This window comes from Paenibacillus solanacearum, from assembly GCF_910593845.1.
GTDB classification, from domain to species: Bacteria; Bacillota; Bacilli; order Paenibacillales; family NBRC-103111; genus Paenibacillus_G; species Paenibacillus_G solanacearum.
In genome coordinates this window covers 90,691-106,512 of the sequence record NZ_CAJVAS010000007.1, presented here as the reverse complement: position 1 = coordinate 106,512, position 15,822 = coordinate 90,691, and the positions used below count along the sequence as shown (strand labels likewise).

The window sequence follows — 15,822 nt, the reverse complement described above, 5'->3', positions numbered from 1 at the left end:
GGGAAGAAGGAAGGGTCCCATTCGATTCGGCATGCGTTTATTCCGCCTGCAGCTTTTCGGGGACCGGAACCGGGAACGAAGCGGCGCACGCCGGGCAGAATGCCAGATGAACGCACTGGCGCTGCATTACGTCGCCAGAGAGGTTGTCCATCCCATCGTCGATCGCCCGGTAAGGGGCGTAAGGCCCGTAATAATCGCTCAGCTTGCCTTGGTCGTCGGCCGGTTGAAGGCACGTGGGGCAGCTGTACGAGAGCGATTCCATTCCGTTACATACTTCGCACATCAAAGTCATCGGCGAACACCTCGCTGGTCAACGTTCCAAAAACCGCCGAAACGGCGTCGCTGTGATTATTCCCCGAATCGCCGATCCGTATGACGAAGAAAACGATTGACTGAACTGCCTTGTTTTGTCAATATGTAAGAGCAGGAAGCGGGAGGAGTCCCCTTCTTCGAGAAATAGATACATATAAAAACAAGCCGATGCGGATCGGAACGGAGGATGAAACGTGACTTATAAACTGATTGCTCTGGACATGGACGGAACGCTGCTTAACCCGAACAAGGAAATCTCGGAACAAAACCGGCTGTGGATTGCGCGCGCCATCGAATCGGGCGTTCGCGTGACGCTGGCGACCGGCAGGCCGATTTCGGATGCGTCCGCCTTCGCCCAGGATTTGCAGCTGGACACCCCGCTGGTCATCAATAACGGCAGCGAGGTATGGAGCTTGCCGGACAAGCTTCTGGCCCGGCATATTCTCGACTCGCATCTCGTTTCGCGGATATTGACCGAAGTTCTCCCCGCTTATGCCGATCAAGTCAATTTTTGGTCCCATACTGTGGAAGGGCGCGTCAACAAAACGAATTTGCCGGAAGACGTGCATTCGCTCCGCTGGCTGCAGCTCGGCCTCAGCAGCAAAAATATCGGCCTGCTGCAAGAAATCCGCAGCGAGCTGGAAACGTGGAATGCGTTTGAGATCAGCAATTCCGCAGTCACGAACATCGAATTGAACGCGCCGGGCATCAATAAAGCGAGCGGCCTGCGGGAAGTATGCGGCATCCTCGGCATCCAGATGTCCGAAGTCATTGCGGTCGGAGACAGCCTGAACGATGTGCCGATGATCCGGGAGGCAGGCCTTGGCGTGGCGATGGGGAACGCTCAGGAGTCGGTGAAGGCGATCGCCGATGTCGTGGCGCTGACGAACGCCGAAGACGGCGTGGCGCGTATTATTGAGGCGCATATTTAACGCATACGATGCAGTAAATTACCGTTTCGCCCCTTGATCGGCGTGAGACGGTCTTTTTTTGTATTGACCCTCACATTAATGTCATGGTTTATAATGAGGCTACGCTGCCGACGGAAGGAGACGCAATGTATGAAAATCGGGGAGCTTTCGAAACGGACCGGCGTAAGCATTCGTTCGCTGCGCTATTACGAGGAGCAGCATCTGCTTGTGCCTTCCCGCGAAGATAACGGATACCGCGAATATTCCCCGCTTGCGGTTGAGCAGGTGCGCACCATTCAGTTTTATTTGAGCCTTGGTTTGTCCACCGCGCAAATTGCTTCGTTCCTGCACTGTGTCATCAAAAACGAAGAAGCGTTTTGCGAAGAGGTGCTGCCGGTGTACCGGGAGAAGCTTGAGGAAATCAATGAACAAATCCGGCTGCTGCAGCGCATTCAGTCGAATCTGGAAGAACGGATTCAGTACATTGTGCGCGAACGGCAAGCGAATCAGGAAGGGGAGAAAACGCATGATCGTACTTGATGACCGTACGTTTGGCGACGGCATTCGCAAACAGGGGGTAACGCTCGTCGACTTCGGGTCCGTCCATTGCCCGCCTTGCCGCGTGCTGCTGCCTATGCTGGAAGAGCTGGAGCGAACCATGGGAGATCAGGTGGCCTTTGCCAAGGTCGACTGCGACGATTCGCCCGGAAGCGCCGCCAGCTACGGCGTGATGTCCATGCCGACCGTCATCTTGTTCCACGACGGGGAGCCGATGGAGAAGCTGGTCGGCCTGCGTCCGAAAAACGTTTATGAGAACGTCATTGCGAAATATGTGAAGGCGACATAATTTTGGTCTTCAATCGATACTCCCTCAGGGGAGTATTTTTGTTTGCGGTCTGAAACATTTGTCCGCGCCGCTGCGTTTAAGAGGTGTCAGGAAATAGTTGTATTTACGGAAAAGAGGGAGCTCTTGTGAATTTTCTGAACAAAATGAACGTCTCCCTCCCCAAAATGAACATTACCTGCGAATAGTGTAGCAGACGAAAGAAACATTCGAAGCGGCACCGATACGTTACAATGAAGTTAGCGATTAGGAGGGATTTAATGAAAGCGGCATCTATAACCAAGTCGGATATTGACCGGCTGCTGCGGGAGATGAGTCGCGCAGGCCGGGAAATTACGGCAATGGGACAATCATTCAAGGAAATCGATTCGTCATTGCGGCGGCTGACATCCCAAATCAATCAACTAGATAACCGGTATCAGCAAATATCAGCCAATTAAGCAAGAAGCGCAGCTTCCCCTACCGGAGCTGCGTTTTTTCGTGCGGCTTGCCCAGATTGCGTTTTTTTCCAGCAGGCGCAGTACGTCCGAAAGAAGATGAGGCTGTGCACGCCTGCCTAAAAAAAGGCGCAGAATATAGAACCTTATGCGCGTTCCTTGACCGGCCCGCTGCACAAACGGGGCCAACGGCGAAGAGACATCGCTATGGTTTCAACGGCGTGCATGATTCAATGGCTTGACAACGGCAAAGGGAGCCGGTATATTGTTAATAGTAATAATTACGTATAAAGGATTGGGATGGGGCCGAACCGAGAGTTCGGTTTTTAAATGAATTATAATCGTAAGAATTACGTATTGGGGGAAATGGTAATGAACACGAGTAAACTTCCCGTTACCGTCTTGAGCGGTTATTTGGGAGCCGGCAAAACGACGCTGCTTCATCATGTACTGCATAACCGTCAGGGGCTCAAAGTCGCCGTCATCGTCAACGATTTGAGCGAAATCAACATCGACGCCGAACTCGTAAGGTCGGGCGGTGGTCTCTCCCGAACGGAAGAGAAGCTGGTGGAAATGTCGAACGGCTGCATTTGCTGCACGCTTCGCGAGGATTTGCTCAAAGAAGTGGAGCGGCTAGCGAGCGAAAATCGTTTCGATTACATATTGATCGAATCGACCGGCGTTGGAGAGCCGCTGCCGGTTGCACAGACGTTCAGCTACAAGGACGAGGAGCAGGGGATCGACCTGTCCGCGTTTTGCCGTCTCGATTGCATGGTCACCGTCGTGGATGCATACCGGTTCTGGCATGACTACGCTTCGGGCGAAAGCCTGCTTGACCGTCAGGAAGCGGCGCATGAGGAGGACACGCGAGACGTTGTCGATTTGCTGATCAGCCAGATCGAGTTTTGCGACGTTCTCGTCTTGAACAAGTGCGATAAGGTCGAAGAAGAGGAGCTTCGCGAGCTGGAGCAGGTGCTTCGCACGCTGCAGCCGAGAGCCAAACTGGTTCGCGCCGAATTCGGGAAAATCGATCCGCACCTGATTTTGAATACGGGCGCTTTCAATTTTGAAGAAGCGAGCGCTTCGGCCGGATGGATTCAGGAGTTGAATCAAGAGCATCATACGCCGGAAACCGACGAGTATGGGATCTCTTCCTTCGTCTACGAGCGGCAGAGACCGTTTCATACGGAACGGCTGACCTTGTGGATGGAGGCATGGCCGGAGGAAATCGTGCGGGCGAAAGGGCTGGTATGGCTCGCATCGAGAAATGAGATGGCGCAAAGCTTAAGTCAAGCGGGACCGTCGATCCGCTTCGGACCGGCCGGTCTATGGACGGCGGCGTTACCCGAGGCCGAGAGGACGCAGCTCATACAGGACGATCCCGAGCTGGCCGCCCGTTGGCATCCGGTATTCGGGGACCGAACCAATCAGATCGTATTCATCGGCATCGACCTGAAGCCGCAGCTTATCGCCGAATCGCTCGACCGGTGTCTGCTGACCGAAGAAGAGATGAGCGGGGATTGGAGCGGACTGCAGGATGAGCTGCCGAATGCGAATCTTGAGCAGCAGGAACTGTTTGCCTGAATCGTTTCGAATGGAAACCGCGAATGGGAAGGAGGGACAGCGATGCGTGTGATCGCAACTTTGGCGTGCACGGAATGCGGGGACCGCAATTATACGACGACCAAGAACAAGAAGACGAACCCCGGCCGGCTGGAGCTGCGCAAATTTTGCCCGCGGCTGAACAAATATACGCTGCACCGGGAGACGAGATAAGCATAGGTGGTGCAGTCTGCGGCTTGACGCAGAAGAGGTCGTTTAAGCGTCAATAGTGATGAGAAATATTGGCGGATAAAGTGAAAGCTAAATTGTATGAATAAAACAGTCATGATATGATTTAGGATAGAAAAAAGAGCCGGATGGCCGTCCGACTCCCTGCACAATACCTTGGGCGGGAAACCTCCTAAGCAATCAGAGAAAGTAATCCGCACCGTGGCGCTAACCTGGGCGGATTATTTTCGTTTGTGCAAGTAAGTGAGCAAGGCCGGCAAGAACATGCCGAGCATAATCATTTCCGTTAACGAAAATTGCATTCGCATCCCCACCGCTCTGGAGGTGATACTTTCCAACCCAAGTCTGTTATACCAAAACGTGCTAGAGTTGAATAGACTTGGTTGATTTCTTATGAACTTAAGGTGCTCAAGAAGTGCCAGAGATTGGAGGAGCGTCTGCTTACAGGCGCTCTGCCAATCTCTTTTTTTTGGAGGCTTACCGCGACTAATGGCGCTTGCAAGATGATGACGGGACCTGAAGCTATCTCCCGATCTGCAGCCAGCTGTCCCATTCGTGAACGGCCGTGCCCTTGTAGGAAGCATGGCCGGCGAACGCTTCATGTACTTTGCCGAGCTCCGCGCTCATGGACGCAGTTCCTTTCGCATGGAAGCTGCCGCCCGGCTCCCCGCTGTCTACGGTATCCACCGCGATCAATACGGGAACGCCGGCCCGATCCGCTTCGGCGAGCTCGTTCTGAACCGAATCGATAATGTCTTTGGCGTTGTCGATGTATGCCATCAGCGTCACCTGCTCGACCATGCGCATGAGCCGGTCCGAGAGCGTCGTCATGCCGCCATAGCCGTCGCGTACGCGGTAGGTTTCAAGCCAGACCGGCATGTCGATGCCGACGGTCAGGTCGGTGTCACTCTTCACTTCCTGCACAAATCCGCTCACCGTGTCGGTCCACAAGCCGATCATCGCATCCGACTGCTGCTTCCACTGCGGCATCACGTACGGCTCCACATCCAGATGGATGCCGTCGAACTGTTCTTCCGCCCGGGCGCCCACATTGTACTGCTTCACCCAATAGATGAAATCGTACATTTTGTCGTTGTGTTCGGGGAGCACCCAGCCGGGCGCGCCATTCAGCGCGTGCACCTTTATCCCACGGGCATGCGCTTCACTGATGAATTCCTTGTAATACGTTGCCGAGAAATCCGGGTCGATGAACAAATACAGACGATTGACGCCTTTCTCCGTCAACTGACGCAGCGTATTTCCTTTGTCCGCGATGACGTACGGATTCCACATCCATGTGCTGACGACCGACTGCTGCTCCTCCGCTGCCGCAATGGCAGGCGATCCGCCTATGCCGGGAAGCGGGGAGCATGCCAGCGCTTGTCCCGCGACGACGAGCGCCAGCACCATCGCCCCGAGCCGCCGCCAGGCTCTTTTTTCCGTTTGATTCTTGTTCACTGATCTTCTCCTTCTGTCCAAGTTGTCGTTCGGACAACATGCGTCCACCTACATGCTTCGAGGTAAAATCAGGAAATGAGTGGGGCGGCCGGTAATGTTCAAAATGATGGATAACGTTTCCAGCGCCGTCGGCGGGATTAGGCGGTGAGGACTGCAAGCCGCCGCGCCTTTCTTTTTCCTGCAATGGGCGACCATGCCCTTAGCGCGACCATTCATCCGCGAAACCGGCGGAGTTCAGCTATGCCGGAATTCCCGGGGCGTCATTCCCGTTTTTCTTTTGAACAGCGCATAGAAATGCTTCATATCCTTGAAGCCCGCACGTTCGGCTACGGCATGCACCTTCCAGTCGGTCGACCGGAGCAGCTCGCAGCAGCGCTGCACCCGGAGGGTCTGCATGTAGTCGGAATAGGTTTGTCCGGTCGCTCTCAGGAACAGCCGCTGAAACTGCCTCGCGCCTACGTTCAGTTGTGCGGCCGCTTCCTCCAGTAGAGGCGGCGTTTCCGCGTGATGCTCAAGCCAGGACAGCACTTCGTCGATAGGTGTCTCCCCGGCCGCCGCTTCCTCCAGTTCCTCCGCATAGACGGCTCTGGCGAACGCGACGAGCAGCTGGGTAATGCAGGTCACAATCATGGTGCGGCGCGCTTCCTTACGGAGGGAATATTCCATAAGCAGACGGCTCATCAGCGCGTGGATTTCGCCGCTTTGCTCTCTGGCGTGAAGCCAGCGCCGCTCCTGCCGGAGACGCCGGAACACGGACAGTCCTTCATCGGGGACAAAGCCCGCCTGGCTCTCGGCGATCCGATCCAGCATCTCCGGCGCGAAGATACAGTTGTAGACGATCAGCCGGCTCCGGGCATCGGCATGCGCAGGGCGAAAGACATGGGATACGCCGACCGGGATAAAAAACCAGTCGCCCTGCCTGACCGGCAGCGTCTGCTCGCCGATGTACTGATAACCGCCGCCTTCGGCCACGTAACAGAGCTCCATGAAATCGTGGCCGTGCTCGAGCAGCGAGAACGATTCGACGGCGCGATTGACAAATACCGGAAAATCCGGCTCGAAATACGACTTGCCCTTTAATGTTCGCGTGCTTTTTCGTATCGTCATGTCATATGCGCTCCTTGTCGTTGTAATGTCATTATAGGCCTATATAAATGTCGGGAACAACCTGTAAATTTCGCGGACATTCATAATACAATGAAGGAAATTGTAGCCTGAGGTGATACGAAGTATGGAACTGCAAGTCGTTCGATTGAAATGCGAGTACAAGAGCAATCCGCTCGGTCTGGATGTGCGCGCGCCGAGGTTCGGCTGGCATATCGAAGCGAGACGGAGAAACACGAATCAAAGCGCATACCGGATCCAGGTGTCCAAAGAAGATCCGGACTTCAGCACGCTTGCGTGGGACACGGGAGCAGTACAGTCCGATCGGTCCGTTCATGTCGCATACGAAGGAGCGGAGCTGGAGCCGCGTACCCGTTACTATTACCGGGTGCGCGTGTGGGACGATCAGGGGATCGGCTCAGAATGGAGCGCGCCGGCCTATTGGGAAACCGGGCTGATGGATCCGTCCGCATGGACGGCGGAATGGATTTCTGCTTCCCGCCAAACGGCGGAGAATGAGGAGGACAAGTCACCGGAGCAGCCGGCCGACTATGTCAGAACGACCTTCACCCCCGCAAGGAAAGTTCGTTCCGCCCGCCTGTATGCGACCGCTCTCGGATTGTACACGGCGTATGTGAACGGCCGCCGCGTCAGCGACGATCTGTTCACGCCGGGATGGACAAGCTACAATAAGCGGCTGCAGTATCAGACGTACGACGTTACCGGTCTGCTCGCGGAAGGGGACAATGTTGTCGGAGCCGCACTGGCCGACGGCTGGTACAAAGGCAACTTGGCCTGGAAGGGCGCGCGGAATCTGTACGGCGACCGGCGCGCTTTGCTGATGCAGCTGCATGTGAAGTATGAGGACGGAACCGAGCAGGTGTGGTCTACGGACCGGTCGTGGCGCGTATCGTCGGCCGGACCGATTCGGATGGCGGAGCTGTATCACGGAGAACAGTATGACGCGACGATGGAAATGACCGGCTGGAATGCGCCGGGTTACGACGTCACCCGCTGGGAGCCGGCGGAAGCGCTGGATCTGCCGAAAGAGCACTTGATTGCCCAGGAGAACGATCCGACACGGGTGGTGGAGGATATTCAGCCGATCGCGCTCATTCGCACGCCGAAGGGCGAGACGGTGATCGATATGGGGCAAAATTTGGTCGGCTGGGTCCGGTTCACGATCCATGCGGACGCGGGCCGCCGGATCGTGCTGGAGCACGCGGAAGTGCTCGACAAGGAAGGCAACTTCTACACCGCCAATTTACGTTCCGCCAAGCAGCGGATCGAATATATTTGCAAGGGCGGCGGAGCGGAGACGTACGAGCCGCACTTCACGTTCCAGGGCTTCCGTTACGTGAAGGTGGAAGGCTGGAACGGCGAGCCGGACCTGAGCTGCTTCACGGCCAGAGTGATTCATACCGATATGGAGCGCACCGGATCATTCGAATGCTCGGACCCGCTGATCAATCAGCTGCAGCATAACATTCTGTGGGGGCAAAAAGGCAACTTCCTCGACATCCCGACCGATTGCCCGCAGCGGGACGAACGGCTGGGCTGGACCGGCGATGCGCAGGTGTTCATCCGGACGGCGGCATTCAATATGAATGTTGCGTCGTTTTTCACAAAATGGCTTCGGGACTTGAAGGCCGACCAGCAAGCGGACGGAGCGGTGCCGCACGTCATACCGGATGCGCTTCCTCCCGAGCATACACACAGCTCGGCGGCATGGGGCGACGCCGCCGTCATCTGCCCGTGGACCGTATATTTATGCTATGGCGATACGCGCATACTGGAGGAACAGTACGACAGCATGAAAGCCTGGGTTGAATATATGCGTCGTCAGGGCGATAACGAGTATTTACGCAATACGGGCTTTCACTACGGGGATTGGCTCGGTCTGGATGCCAAAGAGGGCAGCTACCGTGGAGCCACGCCGAACGACTACATCGCCACCGCGTTTTACGCCTACTCGACCGAGCTGCTTGCGAAGACGGCTGAAATTATTGGCCATACCGACGATGCGGAGCAGTACCGGCTGCTGTACCGCCGCATTGTCGAGGCGTTCAACCGTGAATTCGTTACGCCTGCGGGACGGTTGGCCGCTCCGACCCAGACGGCGTATGTGCTCGCACTTATGTTCGGCCTTGTGGAAGGCGATGTGAAGCGCCGCGTCGCCGGTACGCTTGCCGCCATGGTCCGGCAAAACAAAGACCGGTTGACGACCGGCTTCGTAGGCACCCCGTACTTGTGTCACGCGCTTTCGCAGAACGGCTATCATGAGACGGCGGTCAAGCTCGTGCTGCAGAAGGAATATCCTTCGTGGCTCTATTCGGTGCTCAAAGGCGCGACGACGATGTGGGAGCATTGGGACGGCATCAAGCCGGACGGCTCCTTCTGGAGTACGGCGATGAATTCGTACAACCATTACGCTTACGGTTCGATCGGCGACTGGATGTACCAGGTGCTGGCCGGCCTCGACACGGATCGCGAAACGCCCGGTTACAAGCATCTTCAGATTCGCCCGCAGACCGGCGAAGGATTCGAATGGGTACGCGCCACGCTGAACACGATGTACGGGACGGCTGCATCGGGCTGGAGTAAACAGCCGGACGGACGGCTGTCGGTGGAGATCACGGTGCCGCCGAATACGACCGCTTCGGTGGAACTGCCCCAAGCGCTCCTTGCGGACGTGCAGGAGAGCGGCCGCGAGCTGGCAGCCGCAGAAGGCATCCTTTCCCGAGAGCAGGCAGAAGGCCATGTGCGTCTGTCGCTCGGATCGGGGACGTATACATTCGCATATCCTATCGTCGGATAACGACGGCAAGCTCCCGGACCTTTTGGTCCGGGGGCATTTTTTAATTCACATAGCAAAGCATGCTGCGTCGTTAGCCGAGGCTCGTCTCGTGGCGGCGATCCCGGCAGCCTATAGCAAAAAAACGACATGTGATCATAAAAAAACGCAATTACGTTCGCGACGAAACCGGATAAGATGGATAGAGGACTATGTGTGCCATCAGGCGCCGAACCGGAACGAAATCAAGCGGCTGCACGTCATCGGGTGAGCAGATGTCGGGCGGAACACGTTTTCAATCACCGGTATGGAGACTATTCGATAACAGGGGGTCGCACGGATGAGAGGCATTCGTTTTCACGAAACCAATGTGTTCAGAGATGCGCAGCTGCGAGCCGGTTGGATCGGCAAGCTGGAAGGCCCCGGAGCGTGTGAAGTCGCTCCCTGCGACGGGGAAATGTTGTTGATCGTCGCCCACAAAGGGAAGGGCACCGTGGCATACGGCGGCAAGCTGCAGCCGCTTCTTGCGGGCTGCTACTTCCTGGCGCTGCCCGGCAACCCGTTACCCTACCATATCGCGCTGCCGGTTGACGGCTCGGTCATGGCTTGCAGTTTCACATTGCAGGACAGGGAGCTGGAGTCGATCATCCGCGGCATTCCGGTTACAGGAACATGCGGCTCCGCCGATTTGAACGCCCTGGAGCATTGGATGCGCGTCGCCCAGCAGGAACAGGACGGCCCGCACCCGCTCACGTGCTACCGGATCGACTCGGGGATGAAGGCGACGCTATTGTCGCTCGCCCATACCGCCTGGGGCGGCGAAGCGGCGGAACGGGACGTGACGACTGAGCAGAAGGAGAAGAAGCAGCGCGTTTCGTTTCCGATGGCGGACTATATTCGCAAGCATTACTCGGATAAAGTGACGCTTGGCGCTATGGCCAAGCAGTTCGGGTTTCACCCGCATTATATTATCAAGATGTTCAACCAGCGCATCGGTATGAGTCCGATTCAATATTTGCAGGAAATTCGCCTGCTGAAGGCGAAGGAATTTTTGGAGCAGACGAATATGACGGTGACCGAAATCAGCGAAAGCGTCGGACTGACAACGTCATATTTTTCAAGGCTGTTTCACGAACGCCAGGGGGAATCTCCGTCGCAGTACCGCAAGCGGAAATACGGCGTCAAAACGTCATAATCAGATCAAGGAGTCGCTATGATAACGGATAACATCGACTGGAGCTCGTTTTTGGGACGGCACGACATGACTTGGGTCGTCAAGCCGGTCACATGGGATGAAGGCGCTTTTCTCGGCAACGGGCAGTTGGGCGCCATGGTGTATGCCGAGGAGCATCGCGCCAAGCGCAATGTGCTCCGCTTCGTTCTCGGGCATACGGACGTGACGGCGAGCAGAACGTCGGGCAGCGGATTTCCTCCGCGTGTGCCGATCGGGGAGCTCGACCTGGAGCTTGCCGGCCAGCTGTACCAGCCGACAACGATGCGGCTGGACCTGTGGAACGCGGAGCTTCGCGCGGACATGACGACGACGGTCGGCCAAGCGTCGCTCCGCGCTTTTGTACACAGCACGAGGCCGGTGCTTTGCGTGGAGCTTATGGTGACGGAGGAGGAAACCGATGCCGCGCTGCGCTGGTATGCAAACCCCGAAGTCGATCCGGTGCTGAAAAATGCGGATGGATTCAACTTGAACCAGTACATTCCCGAGACGGCCGTCGAGAAGTGGGAGGCGGAAGGCGTATGCTTCGGCGTGCAGCGGTATCCGAACGGTGAAGGCTGCGTCACGGCATGGAAGGACGTATCCGAGTCGCCGCTGCGCCGCAGGCTGCTGCTTACCGTAAGAAACGGGACGGGCGAGGCGGAGCTGCAGCAGGCGCGAGAAGATTTGACGGCGGCTGCGTCGCTGTCCTGGCCGGAGCTTGTCCAAGCCCACCGCGCCTGGTGGCATGCCTACTACCCGCAAAGCTTCGTTTCCTTGCCGGATACGAGGCTTGAAGGATTTTACTGGATCCAGATGTATAAGCTGGCTTCGGCCACCCGCGCGAATGGGAACATCATCGACAATCAAGGGCCATGGCTCGCGCCGACGCCTTGGGCGGGCGTCTGGTTCAATATGAACGTGCAGATGAGCTATTCGCCGGTATATACTTCCGGGCGGCTGTCGATCGGCGAATCGCTGGTGCGGGGGTTCCGGGAGCAGATGCCGAATCTGATCGGCAACGTGCCTGAAGCGTACCGTCATAATTCCGCTGGGCTTGGGCGAAGCAGCAGCTACGATCTGCGGGCCAAAGTAAGCGACGAAACCGGCAACCTGACGTGGGTGTGCCACAACTTGTGGCGGCATTACCGTCATACGATGGATGAGGAAATGCTTCGCGAGCTGCTGTATCCGCTGCTGCGCCGGAGCGTGAACTTTTATCTGCATATCTTGGAGGAGGGCGAAGACGGCAAGCTCCACCTGCCGCCGTCCGTATCGCCGGAGTACGGCTCCTTCAAGCAGCTGACCGTGCCCGACTGCCATTACGATTTGGCGCTCTTGGCCTGGGGCTGCCGCACACTTCTTCTCCTGTGCGATCGACTGGAAGCGGAGGACGAGCTCCGTCCGAAATGGCAGGATGTGCTGGATCGCTTGACCCCGCTGCCGACTGATCCGGAAGAAGGCTTTCTTCTGGGACGAGGGCAGCGGCTCGAATTCGGTCATCGCCACTTCAGCCATCTGCAGGCCGTGTTCCCGCTCCATCTCGTCAGCGGGGAGACGGACGAAGAGCGGGCGCTCATTCTTCGTACGCTGCGGCATTGGATCGGGCGAGAAGGCGATCTTCGCGGCTTCAGCTTTACGAGTGCCGCTTCCGTAGCCGCTGCGATCGGCCTCGGGGACGAAGCGCTGCAATACATTCGCACGATGCTGCATTTGTTCAAGCCCAATACGATGTACAAGGAAGCGGGACCGGTCATCGAATCGCCGCTGGCCGGCGCGGAGTCGATACACGACCTGCTGCTGCAAAGCTGGGGCGAGGGCATTCGCGTGTTCCCTGCTGTGCCTTCGGAGTGGAAGGATGCCGTCTTCCACGATTTGCGGGCCGAGGGCGGCTTTGCCGTCAGCGCGAGACGGGAGCGGGGCCGGACGGTGTGGATTCGGGTCCGCAGCTTGGCCGGAGAGCCTTGCCATCTTCGAACGGACTGGGCGCCGGACGCGCCGGTTGCGTGCAGCAAGCCGGACGCTTGCCGGAAGGACGGCAGCGGCTGGATTACGATCGAGCTGCAGAGGGGCGAAGAGGCTGTATTGTACCCGGAGGACGCTTCGCCGCCGGAATGTGTCGTGCAGCCGCTGCCGGCCGAGCCGCATCTGTGCGGTTATTTCGGAGGGCATAAGCCGTGGAAGCTGTACGGGCTGCCGAACCGCTGACACGGGAATGAGTCGATGAGTTTAGCCGATGAATATATCCGTTCAATAATATAGGAAAGAAGGCGTACCGCCGATGCTGTCTTTTCAACACCGCTACCATCAGACGCTGACGATGAAAATGACGATGTGCGAAAAAGGCGGCCAGCTGCGGCTGACCTGCGAGCAGGCGCTGGAGGTCATACGCAGGCTGGACCGGCTGACGCGCGGAATACCGAAAATCATCTACTTGGTCGGCTGGCAGTATGACGGCCACGATACAGGGTATCCGGCGATGGATGTCGTCAACCCGCGTATTCGGCGCGAGGAGGATGCCACCGCCCTGGACAGCCTGAAGTGGCTGATGTCTGAAGCGTTCCAATACCGCACCGCGGTCAGCCTGCATATCAACATGCTCGATGCGCAGGAAGACAGCCCCATGTGGGATGAATACGTGAATCGGGATTTGCTCGCCAGAAACCCCGACGGCAGCCTGCGTAAATACAAGTGGGGCTATCCGATCAGCTATACAAGGGAGTGGAGCGCAGGCTTCGCGCAGCGGCGGATTGACCGTCTGACCGATATGCTGCCGCTCGCCCGCGCCGGTACGATTCATATCGACGCGTTCCATCAATATATACCCGGCTTCGGGGAAGAGGCGATCAGCCCATATCACGGCATTACGACGGACGAGGAGATCGAGACGCAGCGCAGCATCATCCGCTATTGGATGGACAAGGGCGTGGATGTCACATCCGAATTCGACGGCCGGTACCGGAAAGACCCGCTGATCGGCCTGCAGCCGTTCGCTTGGCATTTCGGCCAGCTTGATCCGATGCAGGTACCGGCATCGGTCTATGTCGGCGGAGAAGGCGGGGATGCACGTTTTGGGGTCAGCATGCTCGGACAAGGCTTGATCAAGAAAGACCCGGAGAAGCTGAAGGGTTTTTTACAGCAATTTTGCACGACGGCGCTGCCGTGGTATTTCCTTAACCGGCTGGAGCGATTGCAGGATAAAGACGGTGAGGTCACCTTCTCGAATGGGGTGACAAGCGGAAAGGAGGGCGATCGGCTCTGGATTCGCCAGGCGGGAAGATGGCTGCGGCGGGGCGGCGATGTATTCGTACCGGCGCTGTGGCTGGAGCGCAGCCATCCGGAAATGATCGCATTCAGCGAAGAGGGATACAGCGGGCTGGAATGGGAGCTGCCGCCGGACTGGCCGGAAGAGGGGGCGGTCGAAGCGTATCGGATCGGCATCGACGGATTGACTCCGTTCGGGCCGCCCATACCGGTGCGGCAGCGCACCGTAACCTTGACGCTCGGCAAAGGCGAAGCCTTCTCGATCGTGCCGCAAGGCGTAAAGCCCTAACCATGGCGGTTAGGGCGCGGCCTTCGGCGGCTGGGGCGCAATCAGGTTGACGCGGGAGCTCGCTTTGGCCGAGCCGAGCGTTTTGTCCGCCGCCTCGGCCATGCTGCGGTCGCCGTAGATGATGGCGGCTTCGCGCAGATAGGCGGCGAAATCAGCCTCGTTCTCCGCTTTGATTTGCGCATGGGGCCAAGGCTTGCCGTTGAAATAAGGAACAAGATAATCGAAAGCCTTCTTAATGCTTTTGCCGTCGGCCGTCTCGTACTTCCACAGATCGAAGCCGGTCTTCTGACCATAAAGCGCGAGCATCGAGAATGCCTCCAGATTGAACACCGGGTAGTGAAACGAACGCGTCCGCTTCATCTCTTCCGGCTGCCCGCCGTCCTTGTCGATTTGCGAGGCAATGCGTTTCGGGACCGATTCCTTCAAGTAGGCGGCGGCGCCTTCGCGGTCGCCGCTGTGCAGCATGAGCCCTGTCAAGATGGCGTCATACCATGTGCTGTGGTTGTTGGCCGTTTTTTTCTCCTGCAGGGCGAGCGGGTTTTCCTTAAGCCACTTGACGTATTGGGATAACCAGCCGCGGTAGCCTTCGGCGTCCTGCTTCGACCAGCCGGTCGAGCCTTCCAGCAAGGCGGCGGCATCGGATGTTGTCAGGAAATGCCGCGAATCGAGCACGCCCTCCTTGCGTCCGTCGGCCCGGCCTGGTACGCTCTGCCCGAAGTTCATATTCGGATTCATCTTCGTGGCGGCGTCGAGGAACCAGGCGCGCAGCAGCTTGCCAGCCTGGACGGCGTACGGCTCCTGTCCGGTCAAATAATAAGCGAGCGCGAGCGTTTCGACCGTTCCGGCCATTTTGCCGAAGCGGACGGCATCGTACTTGTCGCTGTCGCGCTCCGGGTTCGTTTGCCCGTCCTTCTGGATATACGGCCTGCCGTCCGCTTTGGAAGGGTCCGGCCACCAATACGGAGCCATACTCATATAATCGTGCTTGTCGCCGCTTGGCGGCACGGATGTTTTGGCGGTCACGGTAAAAGGCCCCGCTTTCAGCGCTGCATCCGCCTCTCGTTTGAGCTGGTCCAGCGCGGCTTTGTACTCGGCTGACTGGCCGGCAGCGACCTTGGCGCGAATGACGCTCAGCACGGCGCCGTTCATCACATACGTGGCCGGCGGGGCTGCCGATATGGCAGCCGGCTGCGGGGGAGACTCCGGCTTGGCCGTTTCCGACGCAGGAGGCGACGCTGCCGGCGTTCCGGCTTGCTTCGTGCCGCCGCTGCAGCCGGACAGAGCGGCTGCGAGCAGCGCCGATTGAATAATGAAGTATGCTTTGGCATGCAGATTCAAAGGCGGTTCCTCCGTTTGCAATTCTTTGATATAGTTTGATTATAGACTTGCCGGATGGAAGAGAACATAG

Annotated in this window: 14 protein-coding genes; 10 read left to right on the top strand and 4 right to left on the bottom strand. The window is 57.6% G+C overall.

All coding sequences use genetic code 11. The features are described from left to right. Positions 1 to 37: 37 nt before the first annotated feature. Positions 38 to 292 carry a hypothetical protein gene (locus tag KXG62_RS10595; protein WP_218091923.1) on the bottom strand — a complete coding sequence of 85 codons (255 nt, stop codon included), beginning with the start codon at positions 290 to 292 and terminating at the stop codon, positions 38 to 40. A 214-nt stretch (positions 293 to 506) separates the two neighbouring features. Here KXG62_RS10595 and KXG62_RS10590 point away from each other — a divergent pair, with 214 nt between their 5' ends. The 6 genes from KXG62_RS10590 to rpmG all read left to right on the top strand — a co-directional run bounded on the left by KXG62_RS10590 (position 507) and on the right by rpmG (position 4,280). Beyond that, entirely contained in the window at positions 507 to 1,244 is a 738-nt protein-coding gene (locus KXG62_RS10590; protein ID WP_246627386.1) for a Cof-type HAD-IIB family hydrolase, read from the top strand. Positions 1,245 to 1,373: 129 nt separating this feature from the next. After that, complete coding sequence (locus KXG62_RS10585; RefSeq protein ID WP_218091922.1) at positions 1,374 to 1,763, top strand: MerR family transcriptional regulator; 390 nt, start codon at positions 1,374 to 1,376, stop codon at positions 1,761 to 1,763. Next, positions 1,750 to 2,070 (top strand): thioredoxin family protein, encoded by a 321-nt coding sequence (locus tag KXG62_RS10580; RefSeq protein WP_218091921.1) that lies wholly within the window; start codon positions 1,750 to 1,752, stop codon positions 2,068 to 2,070. Before KXG62_RS10585 ends, KXG62_RS10580 begins: the two co-directional genes overlap by 14 nt. Positions 2,071 to 2,327: 257 nt before the next feature. Next, positions 2,328 to 2,507, top strand: a complete 180-nt coding sequence (locus KXG62_RS10575) for a hypothetical protein (RefSeq protein ID WP_218091920.1) — start codon at positions 2,328 to 2,330, stop codon at positions 2,505 to 2,507. 369 nt (positions 2,508 to 2,876) lie between these two features. Continuing rightward, positions 2,877 to 4,088 (top strand): GTP-binding protein, encoded by a 1,212-nt coding sequence (locus KXG62_RS10570; protein WP_218091919.1) that lies wholly within the window; start codon positions 2,877 to 2,879, stop codon positions 4,086 to 4,088. A 42-nt stretch (positions 4,089 to 4,130) separates the two neighbouring features. Next, a complete protein-coding gene (rpmG, locus tag KXG62_RS10565; protein WP_218091918.1) occupies positions 4,131 to 4,280 on the top strand; it encodes a 50S ribosomal protein L33 in 150 nt (49 codons plus the stop codon). Between the two features lie 537 nt (positions 4,281 to 4,817). Here rpmG and KXG62_RS10560 read toward each other — a convergent pair. Both KXG62_RS10560 and KXG62_RS10555 read right to left on the bottom strand, forming a co-directional pair. Beyond that, a complete protein-coding gene (locus KXG62_RS10560; protein WP_218091917.1) occupies positions 4,818 to 5,753 on the bottom strand; it encodes an alpha-amylase family protein in 936 nt (311 codons plus the stop codon). Positions 5,754 to 5,987: 234 nt separating this feature from the next. Beyond that, on the bottom strand, positions 5,988 to 6,860 hold the full coding sequence (locus tag KXG62_RS10555) for an AraC family transcriptional regulator (protein ID WP_218091916.1): 873 nt from the start codon (positions 6,858 to 6,860) through the stop codon (positions 5,988 to 5,990). A 124-nt stretch (positions 6,861 to 6,984) separates the two neighbouring features. Between KXG62_RS10555 and KXG62_RS10550 the strand changes: the two genes are divergently transcribed. From KXG62_RS10550 to KXG62_RS10535, 4 genes are all read left to right on the top strand, one after another. Then, the gene (locus tag KXG62_RS10550; protein ID WP_218091915.1) at positions 6,985 to 9,675 is read left to right on the top strand and encodes an alpha-L-rhamnosidase; all 2,691 of its coding nucleotides are present in this window, start codon (positions 6,985 to 6,987) and stop codon (positions 9,673 to 9,675) included. Between the two features lie 316 nt (positions 9,676 to 9,991). Then, positions 9,992 to 10,846, top strand: a complete 855-nt coding sequence (locus KXG62_RS10545; RefSeq protein WP_218091914.1) for a helix-turn-helix domain-containing protein — start codon at positions 9,992 to 9,994, stop codon at positions 10,844 to 10,846. An 18-nt stretch (positions 10,847 to 10,864) separates the two neighbouring features. Beyond that, on the top strand, positions 10,865 to 13,069 hold the full coding sequence (locus KXG62_RS10540; RefSeq protein WP_218091913.1) for a glycosyl hydrolase family 95 catalytic domain-containing protein: 2,205 nt from the start codon (positions 10,865 to 10,867) through the stop codon (positions 13,067 to 13,069). Positions 13,070 to 13,142: 73 nt separating this feature from the next. Further along, positions 13,143 to 14,414, top strand: coding sequence for an endo-alpha-N-acetylgalactosaminidase family protein (locus KXG62_RS10535; RefSeq protein WP_218091912.1), 1,272 nt, complete (start codon positions 13,143 to 13,145; stop codon positions 14,412 to 14,414). 9 nt (positions 14,415 to 14,423) lie between these two features. Here KXG62_RS10535 and KXG62_RS10530 read toward each other — a convergent pair whose 3' ends face one another. Further along, entirely contained in the window at positions 14,424 to 15,752 is a 1,329-nt protein-coding gene (locus KXG62_RS10530) for an alginate lyase family protein (RefSeq protein ID WP_218091911.1), read from the bottom strand. Positions 15,753 to 15,822 lie beyond the last annotated feature (70 nt).